The organism is Caulobacter sp. Root487D2Y, assembly GCF_001427165.1.
Taxonomy (GTDB): Bacteria; Pseudomonadota; Alphaproteobacteria; order Caulobacterales; family Caulobacteraceae; genus Caulobacter.
Window position 1 is genome coordinate 434,465 of record NZ_LMFD01000009.1, and the last position, 19,252, is coordinate 453,716.

General features: G+C 66.2%; 21 protein-coding genes and 2 pseudogenes. 13 read left to right on the forward strand and 10 right to left on the reverse strand.

All coding sequences use genetic code 11. The annotated features are described in order from the left end of the window. Window positions 1–14: 14 nt before the first annotated feature. Window positions 15–788 (forward strand): transglutaminase-like domain-containing protein, encoded by a 774-nt coding sequence (locus tag ASD38_RS09555; RefSeq protein ID WP_056459541.1) that lies wholly within the window; start codon window positions 15–17, stop codon window positions 786–788. Here ASD38_RS09555 and ASD38_RS09560 read toward each other — a convergent pair. The 4 genes and pseudogenes from ASD38_RS09560 to ASD38_RS25105 all read right to left on the reverse strand — a co-directional run. Continuing rightward, window positions 785–1,549: a hypothetical protein gene (locus tag ASD38_RS09560; protein WP_056459544.1), complete on the reverse strand. Its 765-nt coding sequence runs from the start codon at window positions 1,547–1,549 to the stop codon at window positions 785–787. The two genes, ASD38_RS09555 and ASD38_RS09560, sit on opposite strands and share 4 nt — an antisense overlap. A 267-nt stretch (window positions 1,550–1,816) precedes the next feature. After that, window positions 1,817–2,422, reverse strand: a complete 606-nt coding sequence (locus ASD38_RS09565) for a DUF1134 domain-containing protein (RefSeq protein ID WP_056459547.1) — start codon at window positions 2,420–2,422, stop codon at window positions 1,817–1,819. 357 nt (window positions 2,423–2,779) lie between these two features. Further along, a pseudogene (locus tag ASD38_RS25100) lies at window positions 2,780–2,853 on the reverse strand (hypothetical protein); the annotation flags it as partial. A gap of 212 nt (window positions 2,854–3,065) precedes the next feature. Next, window positions 3,066–3,164 (reverse strand): annotated as a pseudogene (locus ASD38_RS25105) (hypothetical protein); the annotation flags it as partial. 91 nt (window positions 3,165–3,255) lie between these two features. Here ASD38_RS25105 and lepA point away from each other — a divergent pair. Beyond that, complete coding sequence (gene lepA / locus ASD38_RS09570; RefSeq protein ID WP_056442252.1) at window positions 3,256–5,064, forward strand: translation elongation factor 4; 1,809 nt, start codon at window positions 3,256–3,258, stop codon at window positions 5,062–5,064. A gap of 7 nt (window positions 5,065–5,071) precedes the next feature. After that, window positions 5,072–5,749 (forward strand): sce7726 family protein, encoded by a 678-nt coding sequence (locus ASD38_RS23840; RefSeq protein ID WP_156390637.1) that lies wholly within the window; start codon window positions 5,072–5,074, stop codon window positions 5,747–5,749. On the opposite strand, the gene ASD38_RS23315 is transcribed toward ASD38_RS23840, so the two are convergent. The 3 genes from ASD38_RS23315 to ASD38_RS23845 are packed head-to-tail and all read right to left on the reverse strand — an operon-like array spanning window position 5,746 to window position 7,686. Further along, the gene (locus ASD38_RS23315; protein ID WP_162252137.1) at window positions 5,746–6,918 is read right to left on the reverse strand and encodes a beta family protein; all 1,173 of its coding nucleotides are present in this window, start codon (window positions 6,916–6,918) and stop codon (window positions 5,746–5,748) included. The two genes, ASD38_RS23840 and ASD38_RS23315, sit on opposite strands and share 4 nt — an antisense overlap. Next, on the reverse strand, window positions 6,857–7,336 hold the full coding sequence (locus ASD38_RS23320; RefSeq protein WP_082560720.1) for an ImmA/IrrE family metallo-endopeptidase: 480 nt from the start codon (window positions 7,334–7,336) through the stop codon (window positions 6,857–6,859). The genes ASD38_RS23315 and ASD38_RS23320 overlap by 62 nt, the downstream gene beginning before the upstream one ends. Further along, window positions 7,333–7,686 (reverse strand): hypothetical protein, encoded by a 354-nt coding sequence (locus ASD38_RS23845; RefSeq protein ID WP_156390638.1) that lies wholly within the window; start codon window positions 7,684–7,686, stop codon window positions 7,333–7,335. Before ASD38_RS23845 ends, ASD38_RS23320 begins: the two co-directional genes overlap by 4 nt. 192 nt (window positions 7,687–7,878) lie before the next feature. On the opposite strand from ASD38_RS23845, the gene ASD38_RS09575 reads away from it, so the two are divergent. The 5 genes from ASD38_RS09575 (at window position 7,879) to ASD38_RS09595 (ending at window position 11,599) form a co-directional block, all read left to right on the forward strand. After that, window positions 7,879–9,507, forward strand: coding sequence for an NAD(P)/FAD-dependent oxidoreductase (locus ASD38_RS09575; RefSeq protein ID WP_056459550.1), 1,629 nt, complete (start codon window positions 7,879–7,881; stop codon window positions 9,505–9,507). 94 nt (window positions 9,508–9,601) lie between these two features. Continuing rightward, a complete protein-coding gene (locus ASD38_RS09580) occupies window positions 9,602–9,862 on the forward strand; it encodes a DUF4258 domain-containing protein (protein WP_156390639.1) in 261 nt (86 codons plus the stop codon). Next, complete coding sequence (locus ASD38_RS09585) at window positions 9,852–10,085, forward strand: DUF2283 domain-containing protein (protein ID WP_056459556.1); 234 nt, start codon at window positions 9,852–9,854, stop codon at window positions 10,083–10,085. Before ASD38_RS09580 ends, ASD38_RS09585 begins: the two co-directional genes overlap by 11 nt. A 9-nt stretch (window positions 10,086–10,094) precedes the next feature. Continuing rightward, window positions 10,095–10,718, forward strand: coding sequence for a glutathione S-transferase family protein (locus ASD38_RS09590; protein ID WP_056459559.1), 624 nt, complete (start codon window positions 10,095–10,097; stop codon window positions 10,716–10,718). A gap of 107 nt (window positions 10,719–10,825) precedes the next feature. Then, on the forward strand, window positions 10,826–11,599 hold the full coding sequence (locus ASD38_RS09595) for a hypothetical protein (protein WP_056442273.1): 774 nt from the start codon (window positions 10,826–10,828) through the stop codon (window positions 11,597–11,599). Here the strand turns inward: ASD38_RS09595 and ASD38_RS09600 are convergent, their stop codons facing one another. Then, window positions 11,600–12,322: a winged helix-turn-helix transcriptional regulator gene (locus ASD38_RS09600; RefSeq protein ID WP_056459562.1), complete on the reverse strand. Its 723-nt coding sequence runs from the start codon at window positions 12,320–12,322 to the stop codon at window positions 11,600–11,602. 173 nt (window positions 12,323–12,495) lie between these two features. Here ASD38_RS09600 and ASD38_RS09605 point away from each other — a divergent pair, with 173 nt between their 5' ends. Continuing rightward, window positions 12,496–13,668: an acyl-CoA dehydrogenase family protein gene (locus ASD38_RS09605; protein ID WP_056459695.1), complete on the forward strand. Its 1,173-nt coding sequence runs from the start codon at window positions 12,496–12,498 to the stop codon at window positions 13,666–13,668. Here the strand turns inward: ASD38_RS09605 and ASD38_RS09610 are convergent. Next, complete coding sequence (locus ASD38_RS09610; protein ID WP_235523804.1) at window positions 13,665–14,489, reverse strand: protein NO VEIN domain-containing protein; 825 nt, start codon at window positions 14,487–14,489, stop codon at window positions 13,665–13,667. The genes ASD38_RS09605 and ASD38_RS09610 overlap by 4 nt on opposite strands. An 83-nt stretch (window positions 14,490–14,572) precedes the next feature. Here ASD38_RS09610 and ASD38_RS09615 point away from each other — a divergent pair, with 83 nt between their 5' ends. After that, a complete protein-coding gene (locus ASD38_RS09615) occupies window positions 14,573–14,755 on the forward strand; it encodes a hypothetical protein (RefSeq protein ID WP_056442281.1) in 183 nt (60 codons plus the stop codon). Between the two features lie 72 nt (window positions 14,756–14,827). Then, window positions 14,828–15,403: a hypothetical protein gene (locus ASD38_RS09620; RefSeq protein ID WP_056442283.1), complete on the forward strand. Its 576-nt coding sequence runs from the start codon at window positions 14,828–14,830 to the stop codon at window positions 15,401–15,403. 230 nt (window positions 15,404–15,633) lie between these two features. Here the strand turns inward: ASD38_RS09620 and ASD38_RS09625 are convergent, their stop codons facing one another. After that, entirely contained in the window at window positions 15,634–16,359 is a 726-nt protein-coding gene (locus tag ASD38_RS09625; RefSeq protein WP_056442285.1) for a sensor histidine kinase, read from the reverse strand. 340 nt (window positions 16,360–16,699) lie between these two features. Here ASD38_RS09625 and ASD38_RS09630 point away from each other — a divergent pair, with 340 nt between their 5' ends. Both ASD38_RS09630 and ASD38_RS09635 read left to right on the forward strand, forming a co-directional pair. Continuing rightward, window positions 16,700–16,948, forward strand: coding sequence for a hypothetical protein (locus ASD38_RS09630; protein WP_056442288.1), 249 nt, complete (start codon window positions 16,700–16,702; stop codon window positions 16,946–16,948). A 105-nt stretch (window positions 16,949–17,053) separates the two neighbouring features. Then, on the forward strand, window positions 17,054–19,180 hold the full coding sequence (locus tag ASD38_RS09635; protein ID WP_056459564.1) for an acylase: 2,127 nt from the start codon (window positions 17,054–17,056) through the stop codon (window positions 19,178–19,180). Window positions 19,181–19,252: the final 72 nt, after the last annotated feature.

Here is a 19,252-nt window from a genome sequence, read left to right on the forward strand (position 1 = left end):
GGGAGACGACGGCGATGCGCGTGCGGATCGAGACGCGGCTGGACTACGACTATCCCGAACGGGCGGAATCCCTGCTGCAGATCGAGGCCGCCGTCGCGTCGGACCAGACGGTTGTCGAGGAGCGCCTGAGCTTCGATCCGCCCCTGACCTTCGTGCGCCGCGACGACCCGGTCAGCGGCGAGCGGCGCGTGGCCTTCGAACACCAGGGCCGGCTGGCCATCGTCTACACCGCCGTGGTCGAGATCGCCGATCGCGAGATGGACCTGGCCGGCGCCGTCCAGCACCGGGTCGCCGAACTGCCGATCGAAACCCTGCCCTACCTGCGCGGCAGCCGTTACTGCCCGTCCGACACCTTCGAGACCATCGCCGACCAGAAGTTCGGAAACCTGCGCGGCGGCGAGCGCGTCGCGGCCATCGTCGCCTGGATCATCGGACACCTGGAATACCGCCCATGCAGCGACTGGCGCACCACCGCCCTGGAGACCTATGTCCAGCGGGCCGGCGTCTGTCGCGACTTCGCCCACCTGGCCGTCACCCTGTGCCGGGCCAGCGACATTCCGGCCCGGGTGGCCAGCGTCTACGCCCTGGGCCTGCACCCGCCCGACTTCCACGCCGTGGCCGAGGTCTTCGTCGGCGGCCGCTGGCGCCTGCTGGACCCCACCGGCCTAGCCCCGATCGACGGCCTGGTCCGCATCGCCTACGGCCGCGACGCGGCGGACGTGGCCTTCCTGACCATCTTCGGCCAGGCCAACATGATCAGCCAGAGCGTGACGGTGACGGCGGACTAACCCGGCGCGCCGCCGGTCGGCTTGCGCCGCGACTTCGCCTTGGGCTTCTTCTTGGTGAACCGCTCGAACAGCACGAACGCCGCCGGCAGGGTCAGCAGGAACGAGGCCAGCCCCACCCCGCCCTTGGCGATCAGCACCGTCGCCTTGGGCACCCCGTAGATCGTGAACACCTTCACCGGCAGCAGGATCTGCGGATCGGACCCTTGCGCCTGGCCGTTGGCCGAGATCGGGATGGCCTTGAACGTGGCCGGCGTGACGTTGAAGCGCACCAGCAGCACATGGTCGCCCTCGGCCTTGGGCGAGACGATCCACTTGACCCGCTCGACGCCGGTGGCGGCGATGCGCTGCACGTCGAACTCGTGGGTCGGAGCGGGGGTCAGGGCCAGGTCGGCGCCGCTGAGCTCGACCTTCATGCCCGCCGGCGGCTGCACGTCGCCGTAGCCGTAGTCGTACGCATCCCCGGCGCCCGCCTTCACCCCATCCTGGGCCGCGCCAGTCCAGTGCGTGTCGCCGGTGGTGTACTCGGCCTCCAGCACCCCCTCCTCGTTCTCGCGGATCGTGCGGGGGTATTTGATGTTCAGCCAGCCGATGGCCGTGCCGTTCGGGTCGCGGACGACGAAGCGCGACGCCGCGGCGACCTGGGTCGCCGGCCGATGCGAAGCCGGGGCCGCCCTGGCGTCGATCAGCCGGGGCAGGACCACGGCGCAGACAAGCGCCAACGCCAGCCAGACGAACCAGGTGCGCTTGAGCCGCTCGAACATGGCGCTTCCTCGCGTCGGGCGCGCTTTTCGGCGCGGTCCCGCCGCCGCGAACCGAACTTCCCGCGCGGCCGGACTTTCCCGTGGAGATTGATAATGGCGAGAAACTCTCGCGAATCCAAGCGCCTATAAGTCCTCCCCCCATGGGGGAGGTGCCGGCGAAGCCGACGGTGGTGGGGGGAGTGATCGGAAGACGGCCGCGACCTGGGTCGACGTCCCTAGAACTCCCCCCGCCGGCCTTCGGCCGCCTCCCACGGGGGGAGGGCCTTGCTAGAACGGCAGGATGTTGCGCTGGCGGCTGTAGGCCAGGTAGCCGACATTGGCGCCCAGGCGCAGGCCGACGCCGGCGCGGATCGGGGCCAGGGTGATGGTGTCGGCGCGCTGGTAGTTCACGCCCAGCCCGCCGATCAGATAGGCGGTGCCCTCCACGCCCGGGAAGCGGCGGAAGATGGCGTCCGGATACTGCAGGTTATAGCACAGGGTGAAGACCCGGCTGGCGTTGCCGCCCCAGTCCCAGCCCACCGACGGCCCCTGCCAGAATACTTCCTGGGTGTCCTTGCCCTTCATGTACAGCAGGCCCCGGCCGTAGCGCAGGCCCACGCCGATGGCGCCCGAGCCTTCTTCGCCGGCGATGTAGCCCGTGGGCTGGCCGTTGTCGCGGAAGGCGCGCTCGATCACCGCCCCGATGCTTTCGGCGGTCACGCCCAGGAAGTCCGAGCCGCTGCGGATCATCTCGTCGGCCGAATAGGTCTGGGCGCGGCCGGTGTCGTACTGCGACTGGCGCGGCGGATCGCCCGGACGCTCCTGGGCGGTGCTGGCGCAGGCGCTCAGTCCGGCGGTGGCCATGCCCGAAAGGATCAGCTTGCGGCGGTCCATGTGCTCTCTCACGATTCCAACGGCCTAGACTGTCTCAACCCTTTGAGTCGGGTTTGCGGCTTGAAGCTTAACGGCGAGTTAACCATGACCGTTCCTGCCATGACGGATGCCGACAAGCGCCCTTCCCTCCCCCTTGTGGGGAGGGTGGCGGCGAAGCCGACGGGTGGGGGATCGGTGCAGGGTGTCGGACGCGGGGCTTTTCTGCCGACTCAGCAGCCCCCCACCCGACCCTGGCGCTGCSAGGGSGAGGGAAGGGGTTTACGCTCTGCGCATAGCCAACAAACCCCAGCGATTTCAACGCCCTGAACTTTCTCGACCTGATTTGGTCCTCACCCTCCAAACCGCCCGTATCCTGATCCCACCTCGCCGCATGGAAAGGGCGCATGGCCAGCGACCGATGCGGCGGCGGGGGGCGATCGAGCGGGCAGCTCTGTCGGCGGTGTTGTCCGCGTGGGTATGGACAACATCAAACCTCACGTCTCCAGGGCCGGCCGGGCATGGAACACAGAAACGGCGTGGCGTGAGGGCTGACCTAGCAGCAGGCGGGCGGTGACGCGCCCGCGGTCCGGGACCGGGGTTCGTTGACCTGGCCCGCCCGTCGGAGGCTTCAAGGCGGCGAGGCCCTAACAGGGCTCAGCGTCGCGAGCTTCCGGATAACGACCGCGCGGAGCGTCAGGCTTCGTCGAAACGGTATTCTTTTTCAAACTCCGGACGGTGTCCGGCGCTCCGCGACCCTTTCCATCACCTCAGCGGCCAACCGCGTGAGGCGGGCCAGCCGTGTCCGGGGAGGAACGCCACTCGCGAAACCGCGCAAATATGCTAGACGCAGCGCCATGACTTCGACGCCTCTCGACCGCATCCGCAATTTCTCGATCGTGGCCCATATCGACCACGGCAAATCGACCCTCTCCGACCGGCTGATCCAGGAGACCGGGGGCCTCACCGCGCGTGAGATGACCGCCCAGGTCCTGGACAACATGGACATCGAGAAGGAACGCGGGATCACCATCAAGGCCCAGACCGTGCGTCTGGACTACAAGGCCGACGACGGCCAGACCTACATCCTCAATCTGATGGACACCCCCGGCCACGTCGACTTCGCCTACGAGGTCAGCCGCAGCCTGGCCGCCTGCGAAGGCTCGATCCTGGTCGTCGACGCCTCGCAGGGCGTCGAGGCCCAGACCCTGGCCAACGTCTATTCGGCCATCGACAACAACCACGAGATCGTCCCGGTCCTCAACAAGATCGACCTGCCGGCCGCCGAGCCCGAGCGCGTGCGCGCCCAGATCGAGGACCTGATCGGCCTGGACGCCAGCGACGCCGTCCTGGCCAGCGCCAAGTCGGGCGTCGGCATCCACGAGGTGCTGGAAGCCATCGTCACCCGCCTGCCGCCGCCCAAGGGCGACGAGAACGCCCCGCTGAAGGCGCTGCTGGTCGACGCCTGGTACGACGCCTATCTGGGCGTCGTGGTTCTGGTCCGCGTCTTCGACGGCCGCCTGAAGGCCGGCCAGAAGATCAAGATGATGCAGCACGGCTCGACCCACCTGGTCGACCGGGTCGGCGTCTTCAAGCCCAAGAACACCCCCGTCGAGAGCCTCGGCCCCGGCGAGATCGGCTTCTTCACCGCCCAGATCAAGGAAGTGGCCGACGCCGCCGTCGGCGACACCCTGACCGACGAGAAGAGACCCACCGAAAAGGCCCTGCCCGGCTTCAAGGACGTCCAGCCGGTCGTGTTCTGCGGCCTGTTTCCGGTCGACGCCGCCGACTTCGAGGACCTGCGCGCCGCGGTCGGCAAGCTGCGCCTGAACGACGGCAGCTTCACCTACGAGATGGAATCCAGCGCCGCCCTGGGCTTCGGCTTCCGCTGCGGCTTCCTGGGCCTGCTGCACCTGGAAATCATCCAGGAGCGCCTGTCCCGCGAGTTCGACCTCGACCTGATCGCGACCGCCCCGTCGGTGGTCTACAAGATCCACATGCGCGACGGCACGGAGATCGAGCTCCACAACCCCGCCGACCTGCCCGACCCGATGCACATCGAGAGCATCAGCGAGCCCTGGATCAAGGCCACGATCTTCACCCCCGACGAGTATCTGGGCGGCGTGATCAAGCTGTGCCAGGACCGTCGCGGCGCGCAACGCGAGCTCTCCTACGTCGGCAGCCGCGCCATGGTGGTCTACGACCTGCCGCTGAACGAGGTGGTCTTCGACTTCTACGACCGCCTGAAGTCGATCTCGAAGGGCTATGCCTCGTTCGACTACCAGGTCGAGGACTACCGGCCCGGCGACCTCGTGAAGATGTCGATCCTGGTCAACGCCGAGCCCGTCGACGCCCTGTCGATGCTGGTCCACCGCGACCGCGCCGAAAGCCGGGGCCGGGGCATGTGCGAGAAGATGAAGGAGCTCATCCCCCAGCACATGTTCGTCATCCCCATCCAGGCGGCGATCGGCGGCCGGATCATCGCCCGCGAAACGGTTAGAGCTTTGCGCAAAGACGTCACGGCGAAGTGCTACGGCGGCGACGCCTCGCGCAAACGCAAGCTGCTGGACAAGCAAAAGGCCGGCAAGAAGCGCATGCGCCAGTTCGGCAAGGTCGAAATCCCGCAGGAAGCCTTCATCGCGGCGCTGAAGATGGACGGGGATTGATCAACAGATGAACGCTGAAGCTGAGGCTAAGGTCGCCGTTCTTCAACATTTCGATCGCCGACGCAGAGACTTGTGGACGCGAGTGATCAGCGAGCTTCCCCTCCCTGCGTTAGGGATTCGCGCGGACCTTATTGTGAGCGGTCGCCACCCCACGGCGATCGAAATTAAAACGGAGAACGACAATCTTTCCCGTCTAGCCAAGCAAACAACAGCGCTCAGCCATGCCTTTCCGCTGGTTTATGTTGCAGCTAGCACTAATCATATTAGAAAAATAAGCTTCGAACTCAATCCAGATTTCGGATTGATAGAATTGAAATCCAACGGCGTCACAAAATCGCTTCGGACCGCGAAGATATCTCGCGCATACTCTCCATCGGTGTCGGTTGAGGTACTGCCGAATCTGGCTTTGGCGAATTGGCTAGGCGTATCACGTAACCTATCGCGTCAGCGATTACTGGCGGCAATAAGGGCCGCATCAAAGGCAGATCAAGCCCGGGCTTTCAGATCATATCTCTCGGAACGAGCTTCGACCCAAGCATTCAAAAATAATATATCCGAAGACAAAAGTTCAGACCGGAAAAATACACCAAAGCGCGTTCTCGCCATCACGTGCCATCCGGAAACATACGGATCCAATTTTGGTAAAGTTCCGGCAATTATAAAAGGCAGGTTTGAAATATTTTAATCGACCCATTCGTCTTCATGGGCTTCTGGAGGTAACGGGTCGTTATAGTTTACCTGGCGATGAAGATGAAGATTAATGCGAACTGAAGTCCATCGCTGCGGACTATCCAACATTACGAGATCACCATCTGCAGCTTGACGAATGCGCTGAGAACCCCACGCAACTATGTCTTCCTGCCAATAATCACTTTCTCGAACAGCTACAGCTGCAGCGCGATAACATTTTTCTTTGTCGTTTAAATTGATGTCTAGAGCATCAATTTCGCGCCTCTCGTAAATCCAGTTTCCAGAGTCAGGATAGTCGACCCGAGGAGCCGGCCCCTGCCCTCCTCCGCCTCGCTTACCTGCGTGAACTGATGCACGATCGGAATACAAGCAATGGAAACCCAGCTGTTGCAGTATAGCGCTGTCCCGGATAACCCTGTGATATTGCCGCTCGCGAATTTCAACCACTGCGCCAGTCGGATGAATCTCTTTAAATCCACCGGGAAAACTAGTTGCGCAAAAGGCAACGTTTGCGTCAGCTATGCCAGACGACAAGGAACACTTCCTTAAAGCTTCTAAACTTTCCAGAGCTGCAAGATTAACATCTTGCCTTGCGTATAACTGACCGTAATCCATCAAAATAGTAATATTTGATCTATCAAATTTTAGCCCCCTTAGACAGCCAAGATCATCCGACTGCCATAGATCATCCTTTTTAACGCGAAGGAATATACCTCTCCCCATATCCAAAAGACGCTCTGCCTGACGTCGCAAATCATCCTGACTACCAAATCTCTGCAAAGTCGGGATGACATCCTCATGAGCATCTACGAAATTACACCAATTTGCGTATCCAGCCCCCGAATCGCACAGAGCCTCGAGCTCGATATCAGGATCATGTTTCGGGTCGATGGGCCTTATGATGTCGGCAGCAAAATATCGACCACCCAACATCTGCCTAACTTTATCTACAGATGCAGAGATTGGATTCTTATGGTGCCACTTCTGAAGTGGAATGAGGGGGATAATCCTGTCCTTATCGACACCAGACAACATCTCATATGCAGGAACCTCGGCTTTCCGAATGTGGACGATCGGCAAATAGCGCGCATCGCTCAACATATTAATCAGCGAGCCCCAACCGAATTCGCAAAGCCACTTCCGACACTTGGAGTTGATCAGCAAGCGCAGCGGGCGTCATACGATTGACGCCCGTAGCCTGATCAATCAAATGCCAGGGCATCACGATTTCTGCAGCCAGCCTGTTAGCTTCCCACTCGATGCGCTTCGATAGTCCGCTTCTATAAAAAGTGTCGTCGGCTAACTCAGAATTTAAATCGTCTTCAATCTGAGTTCTATGTAGTACGAAATGGGCTATCTCGTGAGCTATCGTAAATCTTTGACGACTTTTCGGCTCACCCCGATTGACCCTTATAGTCCAAACTCCGCTCTCATCTTTTGATAGCTTTCCCGATATGCCGAGCGGCAGGTCGGCCACCATGACCTTCAGTCCAAGATCTCTAGCTATATCACCTACCTTAACTGGCGGGGACTGCTGATGTCTCTTCAGTATTTCTTGAAAGGAATCTTGAGAAGCCATCATTCTACCCACGGCTCGTCAGGTGACGGGGGAGCCCCATCTATCTCTTCAGTAATAACCCGCGACGCTAAAATAGCTTGCATATCACCTTTCATTCTATCACTGACAATGGAAGACACTATTCCAAAAAACTCGTCCGATCTTAGATATAACTGCATAGCTTTAATTGCATCTTTCGATGCTTCTTCGGAAATTTTTTGATATCCCCAAACCGCAGCCAAACCCAAGAAAAGAGCAAGCCCGGCAACTACGACTGTTACCGTCGTTAGAAGGATGCCAATGACATCCTTGTATTCCCATCCGGACAGAGAGGGTGCACCTCGCCAAGCGAACACGACGAGGAAGGTGGCCAAAACGGCCTGCACTATTATAAGTATAGCGGCTGTTAGACGCATCATCCCCCCAGAACTTAACCTTTCACCGTAGCTTGCCATTCGTCAACAAGCTGAGATAGCAGTTTCATACACGGCTCAACCAATAGCGTGTTGAGCGCCGTCCGGCCCCACCAATGGCGCGGGGGGCATCTTCCCGCTAAACCCGACTCCATGCTCCGCCTCTCCAACCTGACGCTCCCCCTGGGCCATCCGCCGGAAGACCTGGCACCAGCCATCTGCGCACGCCTGGGCATCCCCGAACGCGACCTCCTCAACCACGCCATCGCCCGCCGCGCCCATGACGCGCGGAAGAAGGCGGCGATCCTGATGGTCTATACGGTGGACGTGGCCCTGCGCGACGAGGCCGCCGTGCTGGCGCGGTTCGAGCGTGACAGCCAGGTGCGGCCCCGGCCCGACACCGACTACCGCCTGGTCGCCCAGGCCCCGAAGGACTTCACCGGTCCCCGCCCCGTCGTCATCGGCGCGGGACCCTGCGGCCTGTTCGCCGGGCTGATCCTGGCCCAGATGGGCTTCAAGCCGATCATCCTGGACCGGGGCAAGGTGGTGCGCGAGCGGACCAAGGACACCTGGGGCCTGTGGCGGCGCGGCGAGCTGAACCCGGAGTCCAACGTCCAGTTCGGCGAGGGCGGCGCGGGCACCTTCTCGGACGGCAAGCTCTACAGCCAGGTCAAGGATCCCCGCCACCTGGGCCGCAAGGTGCTGGAGGAGTTCGTCAAGGCCGGCGCGCCCGAGGAGATCCTCACCGAGGCCCATCCGCACATCGGCACCTTCCGCCTGGTGACCATGGTCGAAAGCCTGCGCGAGACCATCGAGGCCCTGGGCGGCGAATACCGCTGGCAGCACCGGGTCGAGGACTTCGACATCGAGACCGCCGCCGACGGGTCGCGCCGGCTGAAGGGCCTGCATCTGTCGACCGGCGGCTATCTGGAGGCCGAGCACGTGGTGCTGGCCGTCGGCCACAGCGCCCGCGACACCTTCCAGACGCTGTACGACCGGGGCGTCCATATCGAAGCCAAGCCGTTCTCGATCGGCGTGCGGATCGAGCATCCGCAGTCGTGGATGGACAAGGCCCGGTTCGGAGCCTGCGCCGGCCACCCGGACCTGGGCGCGGCCGACTACAGCCTGGCCCACCACTGCGCCAACGGCCGCACGGTCTACAGCTTCTGCATGTGCCCGGGCGGCACGGTGGTGGCGGCGACGTCCGAGCCCGAGCGGGTCGTGACCAACGGCATGAGCCAGTATTCGCGCAACGAGCGCAACGCCAACTCCGGCTTCGTGGTCGGCATCGACCCCGAGCGCGACTATCCGGGCCACCCGCTGGCCGGGATCGAGTTCCAGCGCAAGTGGGAGAGCCTGGCCTATGTGGCGGGCGGCTCGACCTACGCCGCCCCGGCCCAGAAGGTCGGCGACTTCCTGGCGGGAAGGCCGTCGGAAGCGCTGGGCGAGGTGCAGCCGTCCTACCGGCCGGGCGTCGAGATGACCGACCTGGCCCAGTGCCTGCCGGCCTTCGCGGTCGAGGCCATGCGCGAGGCCCTGCCGGTGTTCGGCCGCCAGATCGCCGGCTACGACCACCCGGACGTGCTGCTGACCGGCGTGGAAACCCGCACCTCCTCGCCGATCCGCATCACCCGGGGCCAGAACTTCCAGAGCCTCAACACCGCCGGCCTGTTCCCGGCCGGCGAAGGCGCGGGCTACGCCGGCGGCATCCTCTCGGCCGCCATCGACGGCATCAAGGTCGCCGAGGCGGTGGCGGCGGCTTACATCGAATCCACGACCTGATTGCTAGCAGCATCCGAGGGAAGAAGGCCCATCGGCATGCAACCTTCGCCTTGTCACTCCGAATGTGCACCTCAGGTGACGCTCTCCTACGTCCATGAAACCGCTGCGCTTCACCCGTCACGCCCTTGTCGAACGCATGCCGCGCTACGGCCTCACGCGTGAGATCGTCGAGGCCATCGTCCGCCAACCCGACTGGGTCGAGCTGGATCCCGACGCCCCCGCCGTCGAACGCCGCTTTGGGCGACCGCCCGGCTTCATCCGCCACGTCGGGGTGGCGTGCGTGGAGGAAGAGGACCATATTCGCGTCGTATCGGTCTTCCCGGACCGCAACGCGAGACCACCCGATGCGTCGTGAGCCTACCTACGATCCCGAAGCTGACGCAGCCTATATCCCGCTGTCCGACACCAAGCCGCACGAGGCCGAGGAGGTGGCGCCGGGCGTGGTCCTCGACTACGGCGAGGACGACCGCGTTGTGGGCATCGAGCTTCTGCGGGTGAGCAAAACCTTGGCTCCCGGCATCTGGTCCAAATGGCGGGCGCCCGACGCCGGCGACGCCCGGATCGAAGCGGCGGAATAGCACCGCCCCATGCTCAAGATCCTCGGCCGCACCTCATCGTTGAACGTCCGCAAGGTGCTGTGGACCTGCGACGAGCTGGGCCTGGCCTATGAGCGCGAGGACTGGGGGACGGGCTTCGCCTCGACCCGCAGCCCCGAGTTCCTGGCCCTGAACCCCAACGGCCTGGTGCCGGTGCTGATCGACGAGCAGGGCGCGCTCTACGAGAGCAACACCATCTGCCGCTATCTCGCCGCCCGCTTCGGCCACGGCCATCTGCTGCCGCTCGAGCCGCGGCCCCGCGCCGGGGTGGAACAGTGGATGGACTGGCAGGCCACCACCCTGAACCCGACCTGGGGCTACGCCTTCCTGGCCCTGGGCCGCCCGACGCCGGGCTATGACGACCCGGCCAGGATCGCCGCCAGCGTCGAGGCCTGGAACAAGGCCATGGCCATCCTCGACCAGCGCCTGCAGGAGACCGGCGCCCACGCCGCCGGCCACGACTTCACCCTGGCCGACGTGGTGCTGGGGGTGTCGGTGCACCGCTGGAAGGCGACGCCGATGGCGCGGGCCGCGCTGCCGGCGGTCGAGGCCTATTACGCGCGGCTGAAGGAACGGCCGGAGTTCGGGCGGTGGGCGCTCGACGCGGTGCCTTAGCGTCCATCCTCCGGATCGCCCGCATTCCGCTCCATGCCCCATAAGGCTTTGCAGCCCTTTTGCGCCAACTTATCCTCCCTCACTCCCGGCGCGAGATAATGCTGCCTATGAGCAGACGCCTGGATGACGCCCCGCCCACCTGGTTCCGCCTGTCGGAGGAATCCTGGGCCGAGATCGGTGAGGAATATCGCAACGGCGCCACGGCCCGGGCGCTCGGCGCCAAGTGGAAGGTTTCGCCCACCAGCATCTACCGCCACGCCTGCAAGGACGGCTGGACCAAGAAGAGCCATGGCGACGCCGTGGCGCGGGCCCATGTCGCGGAGGTTCGCGCCGACGCCGAGGCGCGACGGGAGGCCGCCGCCGCGCCAGCGCCCGATCCGACGCTCTCGACCGATCCGGCGGACCTGCGGGCGGTCGCGATGGCGCGGCTGGCCCGGGCGATCCACGACGGGCGGGAGGACGAGGCGCTGCGCCTGACCAACCTGGTCCAGAAGCTGGAACGCCTCGCCCCACCGCCGGCCTCGCCCACCGACGGCTATCCGGATGACGGCGGCGCCTATGTGGACTGGCGGCCGACCCGAGAGGCGGTCGAGCGCGAGGTGGAGATCATGTTCCGGCAGGTGGTCGCGATCGCCTATTTCATGCTGAAGGACCCCGACAAGGTGCCGCACGTCTTTCGGCGGCGTGTGCGGGAATTTCGCAGGCGCTACCTGGGCGAGGATGACGCCGAGGCGATGGCGAAGGCCGTGCACTTTACCGAGTACGTCCTGAAGGATTTGGAGGGGGTGGTCATGGACTTCCATGGTCCCGAGCCGAAGCCGGCGATCCGGCGGCCGAACCGGACCTGGCCGCCGGCGTCTCCGCCCTTCCCCTCCCGCTGATCAGCTCGCCATTTTTCGCGTCTTGGCGAACGGGCTGAGGCCCAGCCAGGACTGCATGTCCGACGCCAGGTCGGCGTCGCCGGTCAGCAGCAGGCGCTGGCCGTCCAGCGCCGCGCGGACGGTGTCCAGGCCCATCCAGATAGCGGTCATGGTCCGCAGGTCGGCGGCGACATAGAGGTCGACGTCGAAGCCGGGGTCGACCGAGCACAGGTCGACCGGCGCGCCGGCCCTGCTCGCGTGGGGGCCCGCGTTCGGCTCGACGATCAGCCACCAGGACCGCTCGCTGGCCGGCCGCTCGGCGTAGAGGAACTGGATGACGCTGCGCCGCCGGGGCATCGGCTCCAGGTTCATGTTGCGGCGCATGTCCCACATCAGCAGCGAGGCGTCGAGGTGCTGCAGCGACAGCTCGGTGGTCACCCAGCGCTGGCCCCAGAGGCCCATGGCCTCGATCATGGTCTCCAGCTCGCGGCCGGCCGGGGTCAGGTGATATTCCAACACCCCGCTGTCGCGGCCGGCGACGCGGCGCACCACCCCGGCGTCCTCCAGGTCGCGCAGGCGCTGGACCAGCAGGGCCGGCGACATCCGCGGCACGCCGCGCCGCAGGTCGTTGAAGCGGGTCGAGCCGGCGACCATCTCGCGCACCAGCACGATGGTCCACCGCGTGCACAGCACCTCGGCCGCCATCGCGACGGGACAGAATTGCCCATAGCTGCGCTGAGACATCGCCACCTCCGAAAGACAGAACGATGTTAGATTAAGGCCGCCGGGCCGGGCGGACTAGTTCAGTGACTGTACCGGCCAGGTTCAGTTGCTGAACTAGCTGGCGGGAGCGCGCCTTGGGCAAGGTCACGGAACCGGCGGGGTCGAGCCCCGCCTCCGACAAGAAGGTTCAAGACATGCCGCTCGACACCGCCGTTCCCGAAACCGCCGCCGCCCCCGTCGCTGACAGGATCGACTGGCTGGCCCGCGCCGACCGCCTGGCCGAGACGATCGCCGCCCAAGCCGCCGCCCACGACGCCGACGACAGCTTCGCGGCCGACGCCTACGCCCAGCTGAAGGCCGAGGGCTTCTTCAAGGCCCTGGTCCCCGTCGAGTTCGGCGGCGGCGGGGCGGAGGTCGCCGAGATCTGCCAGGTCATCCGCCGCCTGGGCGCGGCCTGCGGCTCGACCGCCCTGGCCTTCGCCATGCACAGCCACCTGGTGGCCGTCGCCGCCTGGCGCTGGCGCAAGCAGGGCGCGCCGACCGAGGGCCTGCTCAAGCGGGTGGCCGCCGAGGACCTGGTGCTGGTGTCCAGCGGCGGGTCGGACTGGCTGGCCAGCGGCGGCCAGGCGGTCAAGGTCGAGGGCGGCTTTGCGATCACCGCCCGCAAGGCGTTCTCCAGCGGCTGTCTGGCCGGCGACCTGCTGGTGACCAGCGCGGTCTGGCAAAATCCTGAGGAAGGGCCCGAGGGGGGCCCGACGGTGCTGCACTTCGCCGTGCCGCTGAAGGCCCAAGGGGTCGAGATCGTCGAGACCTGGCGCACCCTGGGCATGCGCGGCACCGGCTCTCACGACGTGGTGCTGTCGCAGGTGTTCGTGCCCGAGGCGGCGATTTCGGGCCGGCGGCCCAGCGGGCCATGGCATCCGCTGTTCCACATCATCGCCATGATCGCCTTCGCCCTGATCTATTCGGCCTATCTGGGCGTGGCCGAGAGCGCGCGGGCCCAGGCCCTGGCGATCACCGGACGCAAGGCGCCCGACCCGCACCTGGCCGAGCTGATCGGGTCGATGGAGAACGCCTTCGCCGGCGCCGAGATGGCCTGGGAGCGGATGGTCGACACGGCCGAGACCGGCGTCCCCGGCCCCGAAACCACCAACCGCGCCATGATCTGCCGCACCCTGCTGGCCCAGGGCGCGATCGCCGCGGTCGAGCGGGCCATGGAGGCGGTCGGCGGGCTGTCGTTCTACCGCGACACCGGCCTGGAGCGGGCGTTCCGCGACATCCAGGGCGCGCGGTTCCACCCCCTGCAGGACGCGCCGCAGCGGCGCTATTCGGGCAGGGTGGCGCTGGGCTGGGACATCGACGCCTAGGTCTGGGACGCCTGAGCCTGGGGCTGAGCCCGCACCCGGAACACCCGGGCCTCGCGCGCCACGTCGTACAGGCGATAGACGATGAACGCGCCCGGCTGGGCCTCGCGGAGGGCTTCCTCGGCGGGGGTCAGCCGGAACGGCGTGGCCGGGCCGCCGGTGGTGGTCTTGACGGCGATGCGGCGCGCGGCGCCGGTGCGGCTGAAGCTGACCAGGTCGCAGCCCTCGTCATCCGGCGGCAGGGCCAGGCGGATCTGGGCGGCCAGGTCCGCTCGGCCGCGCTCCTCCAGCCGCCGCTGCTCGTAGACCAGGGCGGCGGCCACGCCGATCCGGGCCAGCATGCGGGCCTCCTGATCGCGGGCGGCGGGGTCGTACTTGGCGACCAGCCGCTCGGCCCGCTCGCTGGGCGGGACGTGGTGGGCCCGCGACGGCGCGCCCTCGGCCAGGATGGGCGCGACCGTACAGCCCAGCAGGGCCGGCGGCTGGGACAGGTCCTTGAGCGCGGTCGGCTTGGCGGTCAGACAGCGGTCGATCGAGTCGACCAGGCTGTCGCCGAAGTCCCAGCGCGGCGGATGGTCCTTCAGGGTGGGCAGGCCGATCAGGGTCAGGATCGCCGAGATCTCGCCCTGCAGGAAGGTGATCGCCCCGCCCGAGCGGTTGGTGACGAAGCGCAGGGCGCGCTGGTGGTTGGCCGGATCGTAGGCGCGGCCGGTCATCACCTTGTCGAGCATGACCAGATAGTCGCCGACCACCAAGTCCTGCTCGGCCTCGTTCCACGTCTTGCCGTTGATCGCCGAGTCGCCCACGCGGCGACGATGCCCCAAGCGACGGCCCGACGCCAGGATTTGGCTCGGGCGGCGGTTCGGGGTCGGGACGTATCGCCGCCAACCGTGCTAGAAGCCCGTCCATGACCGACAAGCCTGAAGACCACCCCGAGATTCCCGGCGAGACCCCGATCCAGCGCGCCCTGCGCCTGAAGAAGGCCGCGCTCGCCGCCAAGCCGAAGCCGCCGCGCGGCGGTCGGTTCCAGCGCGAGCAGGCCGCCGCGGCCGCCTCGAGCAGCAAGAGCAAGCCCTGGATGACGCGGTAGGGACCGATCCGAACGCGTTTCCCTTAAAGCGGCGCCTTGAGAACGCCGTGCTTTGACCGCACGTTGAGGCCCATGCGCGCCGCTTTCCCCATTCGCCTCTTGGGCCTCGCCCTGCTCCCGTGGCTCGCGGCCGGTCCGGTTCTGGCCGAGACGGCCCAGACGGCCAAGCCGCGGGCCGAGACGCCGACGCCGGTCTCGCCCGTCACGGTCATGCCGCCGACCCAAAAGCCCAAGGTGGTCGCCACCTGGCCGACCGGCGGCGAGACGATCGCCCCCGGCGTGCTGGTCCTGAAGGTGGTGTTCGACCAGCAGATGACGCCGCGCGACTTCGCCTACGCCCTGGGAACCGGCGGCGAGCGGCTGGACTGCCTGAAGACCCCTCGCCTGCTCAACGACGACAAGACCTTCGTCCTGCTGTGCACGACACTGCCGGGCAAGACCTACGCCGTCGCGCTGAACCCGGACGCGCCCGGCGGTCCGGCCTTCAGCAACCTGGCGGAAAATCGCGCCGAGCCCAGCGCGCTGACCTTCACCACCGGGACCGGCGAGCCCGTCACCAAGCTGCGCGACGCCATCAAGGCCGCGGGCCTGGGCGGCCTGGACATGCCCGTCGAGGAAGCGCCGGAAACGGCCAAGACCGCGCCATAGGCGGGCGGCGCGCGCGTCTTCGGATGGAAGGATGGGGGAGAGCCGGCCGAATTCGTGCGTCGGGACACCCCGGCCGGCTCTCGGCCTGCGGCTGGACTCGCCCCGTCGGAAGTAGGCGGCCCGGCGCGTCGAGGGGAATCGGGGGAGGACACCTCGACGTCTGCAAGCCCGTTCAGGTTGCAGCATCCGCGTAGGGGCCGCCATCCGGTAAAACCCTAGAACGCGAGCGTTTAGTCCCGGTCGGGCCACAGGGGAATGACTCGATGCTCCTCGTCGGCGCCGAGGGTCAGCCGCACGGTCAGGCCGATGTCGCCGGACTCGTAGACCAGGTCCGCGCCCAGCTGGCGGGCCAGGCCGCGCACCACGCGGAAGCCCAGGCCGCCGTCGCTGAGCGGGTTGAAATCCTCGCTCAGCCCCACCCCGTCGTCGGTCACCTCGACCACCAGACCGCCGCCGACCGACCGGCACGACACCCGGATCCGACCGGCCACGCCGGTGGGATGGGCGTATTTCAAGGCGTTGGTCACCAGTTCGCTGACGATCAGGGCCACCGGCGTGGCCTGGTCCGGCCGCACCATGCATCCGCCCGAGTCCCTGTGGGTGATGACCGTGTCGCCGGCGAAGCTGACGGTCTGCATCAGGCTGGTGCACAGCTTGGCCAGGAAACGGCCCAGGTCGACGCCGCCTCCGCCGAGACCGTGACCCGGCGCGTCCGACAGCAGACGATGCAACTCGCCGACCGTCTCGATCCGGGCCGCCACTTCCTCCAGCGCGATGCAGGCCTCGCGGGCCGACAGCGGCCGGTCGGCCTTGTAGAGTCGCGTGGCCTGCAGCCGGGTATAGCCGGCGATCAGGGCCAGGTTGTTGGCGATGCGATGTTGGGCTTCGCTGAGCCGGTCGTCAGACCCGGCACGGCGAACGGCCGCATCACCGAACTCTCGGTGCTCGACGTCCATGGCTGGGAGCTTTCGATAAGGCGGCAGGATATTCCGTCGCCCCATAGAAGCACAAACCGAATAGAAACGCGATAGGTTTGTTTGACAAAGAATCCGAGCTTTATTTATCTACCTTATGAAAAACGCCTTCTGTCGGGAACTCGACTGATCAATGACTTAAACTAAGCGTTTTAATCACTTGGCGCTTGCTTAGCGAAACACGCCTAGCGCGCCTAATGAGTAAGTGGCATATTTTCCGCCAAGTGCGGTTCTTGAGTTTCGATGGAACCCGATGGCGATGCTCGCGCGTTAGCTCCACCGGACAATAGGAGAGCCGCCCCTTTTCCGGGGGCCGAGACCGATGAACGATCTAACCCGCCCCGAACGCCTGCAGATCATGCTCACGCAGGAGGAGCTCGCCGCGTTGGACGACTGGCGCTTCGCGCGCCGCATGCCCAGCCGCGCCGCCGCCGTGCGCGAACTGCTCAAGCGCGGCCTGGAAGCCGAAGGCATTGAGCTGGCCGAAGGCAGGATGCGCTCGCGCGACTTCGGCGTCGTGGACGGCCCCCTGCGCTCCAACGGCTCCGGCGGAGACGGCGAAAGCGCCTAAGGCTCGCCGTTTCCGGCCAAGCCTGGCCTTTCCCCAAGGTCCACCTTTCGCGGAGGGCGATCCGCGCCCATCATCGCGCGCAAAGAGCGATAGGGGCGGAACGTCATGCGGTGGATCCTGCGAGGCCTGTCGGCCGTCGTCTGTTTGGCGCTGGTCGCCGTGCTGGCCCTGGTCGGACTGGACCTCGCAACCCAACCTCCCAAGCCCGACATCCAGGCCCTGGTCGCCCGGGCCGACGCCTACGACGTGCGCATCCGCCGCGACGAATGGGGCGTGCCCCACATCCTGGGCAAGCGTGACGCCGACGCGGCGTTCGGCCTGGCCTACGCCCAGTCCGAGGACGACTTCGCCACGATGCAGTCGGTGGTGCTGGCCACGCGCGGGACCCTGGCCCGCCGGGACGGCCCCAAGGCGGCGGTCACCGACTATCTGGTCGGCCTGCTGGACGTCTGGCCGACGGTCGAGGCGGGCTATCCCAAGCTGCCGGCCGACCTGCGCGTGATGCTCGAGGCCTATGCCGACGGGGTCAACTACTACGCCGCCACCCATCCCAAGGCGGTGACGCCGGGCCTGCTGCCGCTGAGCGGCAAGGACGTGCTGGCCGGCTTCGTGTTCAAGCAGCCGTTCTTCTACGGCCTGGACGGCGAGCTGAAACGGCTGAACGCGCCCGAGGAGCCGCAGAAGGCCCCGCCCAAGGGCTCGAACGGCCTGGCCCTGGCCCCGTCGCGCACCGCCGACCACCTGCCCCGCCTGCTGGTCAATTCGCACCAGCCCTATACCGGTCCCGTGGCCTGGTACGAGGCCGTGGTCGAGAGCGGCGAAGGTTGGCATGTGGCCGGCGGCTTCTTCCCTGGCGCGCCGTTCATGCTGCACGGACACAACGCCAATCTCGGCTGGGCCAACACGGTCTCCAAGCCCGACCTGTTCGACGCCTACCGCCTGGTTATCAATCCCCAGAACAAGAACCAGTACCGGCTGGACGGCGCCTGGCGCGACTTCCAGCGGCACGACGTGAAGCTGAAGATCAAGCTGTGGGGGCCGATCGTCATCCCGGTGACCAAGCACGCCCTGCGCACCGTCCAGGGCCCGGTGCTGGAGACCAAGCACGGCCTGTTCGCCCTGCGCTACGCCGGCATGGGCGAGTACCGCCAGCCGCTGCAGTACTGGCGGCTGAACAAGGCGCGGAACATCGAGGAGTGGCGGGCGGGCATCGCCACCCACGCCCTGCCCAGCCTGAACTACATCTATGCCGACGCCGCCGGGAACATCGGCTTCGTCCACAACGGCCAGTATCCCAACCGCCGCGAGGGCGTGGACTGGCGCGGCGTGCAGCCCGGCGACCGTTCCGACCTGATCTGGCAAGGCTACCGCCCTGTCGAGGCCATCCCCCAGCTGTGGAACCCCAAGTCGGGCTACGTCTACAACTCCAACAACAGCCCGTTCCTGGCCAGCGACCCGGCCGACAACCTCAAGCCCGCCGACTTCCCGGCCAGCGAGGGACTGCAGACCAACGTCACCAACCGCGCCCTGCGCATCCAGGAACTGGTCGGCGCCGATCGCGCGATCACCGAGGACGCGTTCCGTCGCTACAAGTTCGACATCACCTATTCCGAACACTCGGCCGAGATGGCGATGGTCAGGCAGGTGACCGCCATCAACCCGGGGACCGACGTCGACCTTAAGGCCGCTCAGGACACCCTGCGCGGCTGGGATCGCCGCACCGACGTCCACAACCGCGCCGCCGCCCTGGCTTCGCTGATGATCCAGCCGATCCTGGTCGCCCAGATCAACGGCGACACGCCCCCGACCCCGCTCGGCAGCCTGAAGGCGGCGATTCTGACCCTGAAGGCGAACTTCGGCCGCCTCGACCCGGAATGGGGGCAGGTCAACCGCATCCGGCGCGGCAAGGTCGACCTGCCGATCGACGGCGGCGCCGACACCTACCGCTCGGTGTGGGGCGTCCCCCAGAAGGACGGCACGCTGACCGCCGACGCCGGCGACACCCTGATCATGTTCGTGCGCTGGGACGCGGCCGGCGTGGTGCACTCCGACAGCATCCACCAGTTCGGCTCGGCCACCCTGGACGCGGCCTCGCCGCACTATGCCGACCAGACCCCGCTGTTCGCGACCATGCGCACCAAGCCGGTGCTGTTCACCGAGACGGAATTGAAGGGGCACGTGAAGGAGGACTACCGGCCGGGCAAGCGCCGAGGACCGCGTCAGGCGCCATGACTTCGCCGTGGTCACGCGCTTGAACGTGGCCGTGGGCCAAGGTTAAGGTCCGCCGCCATTCTCCAGCTTCAG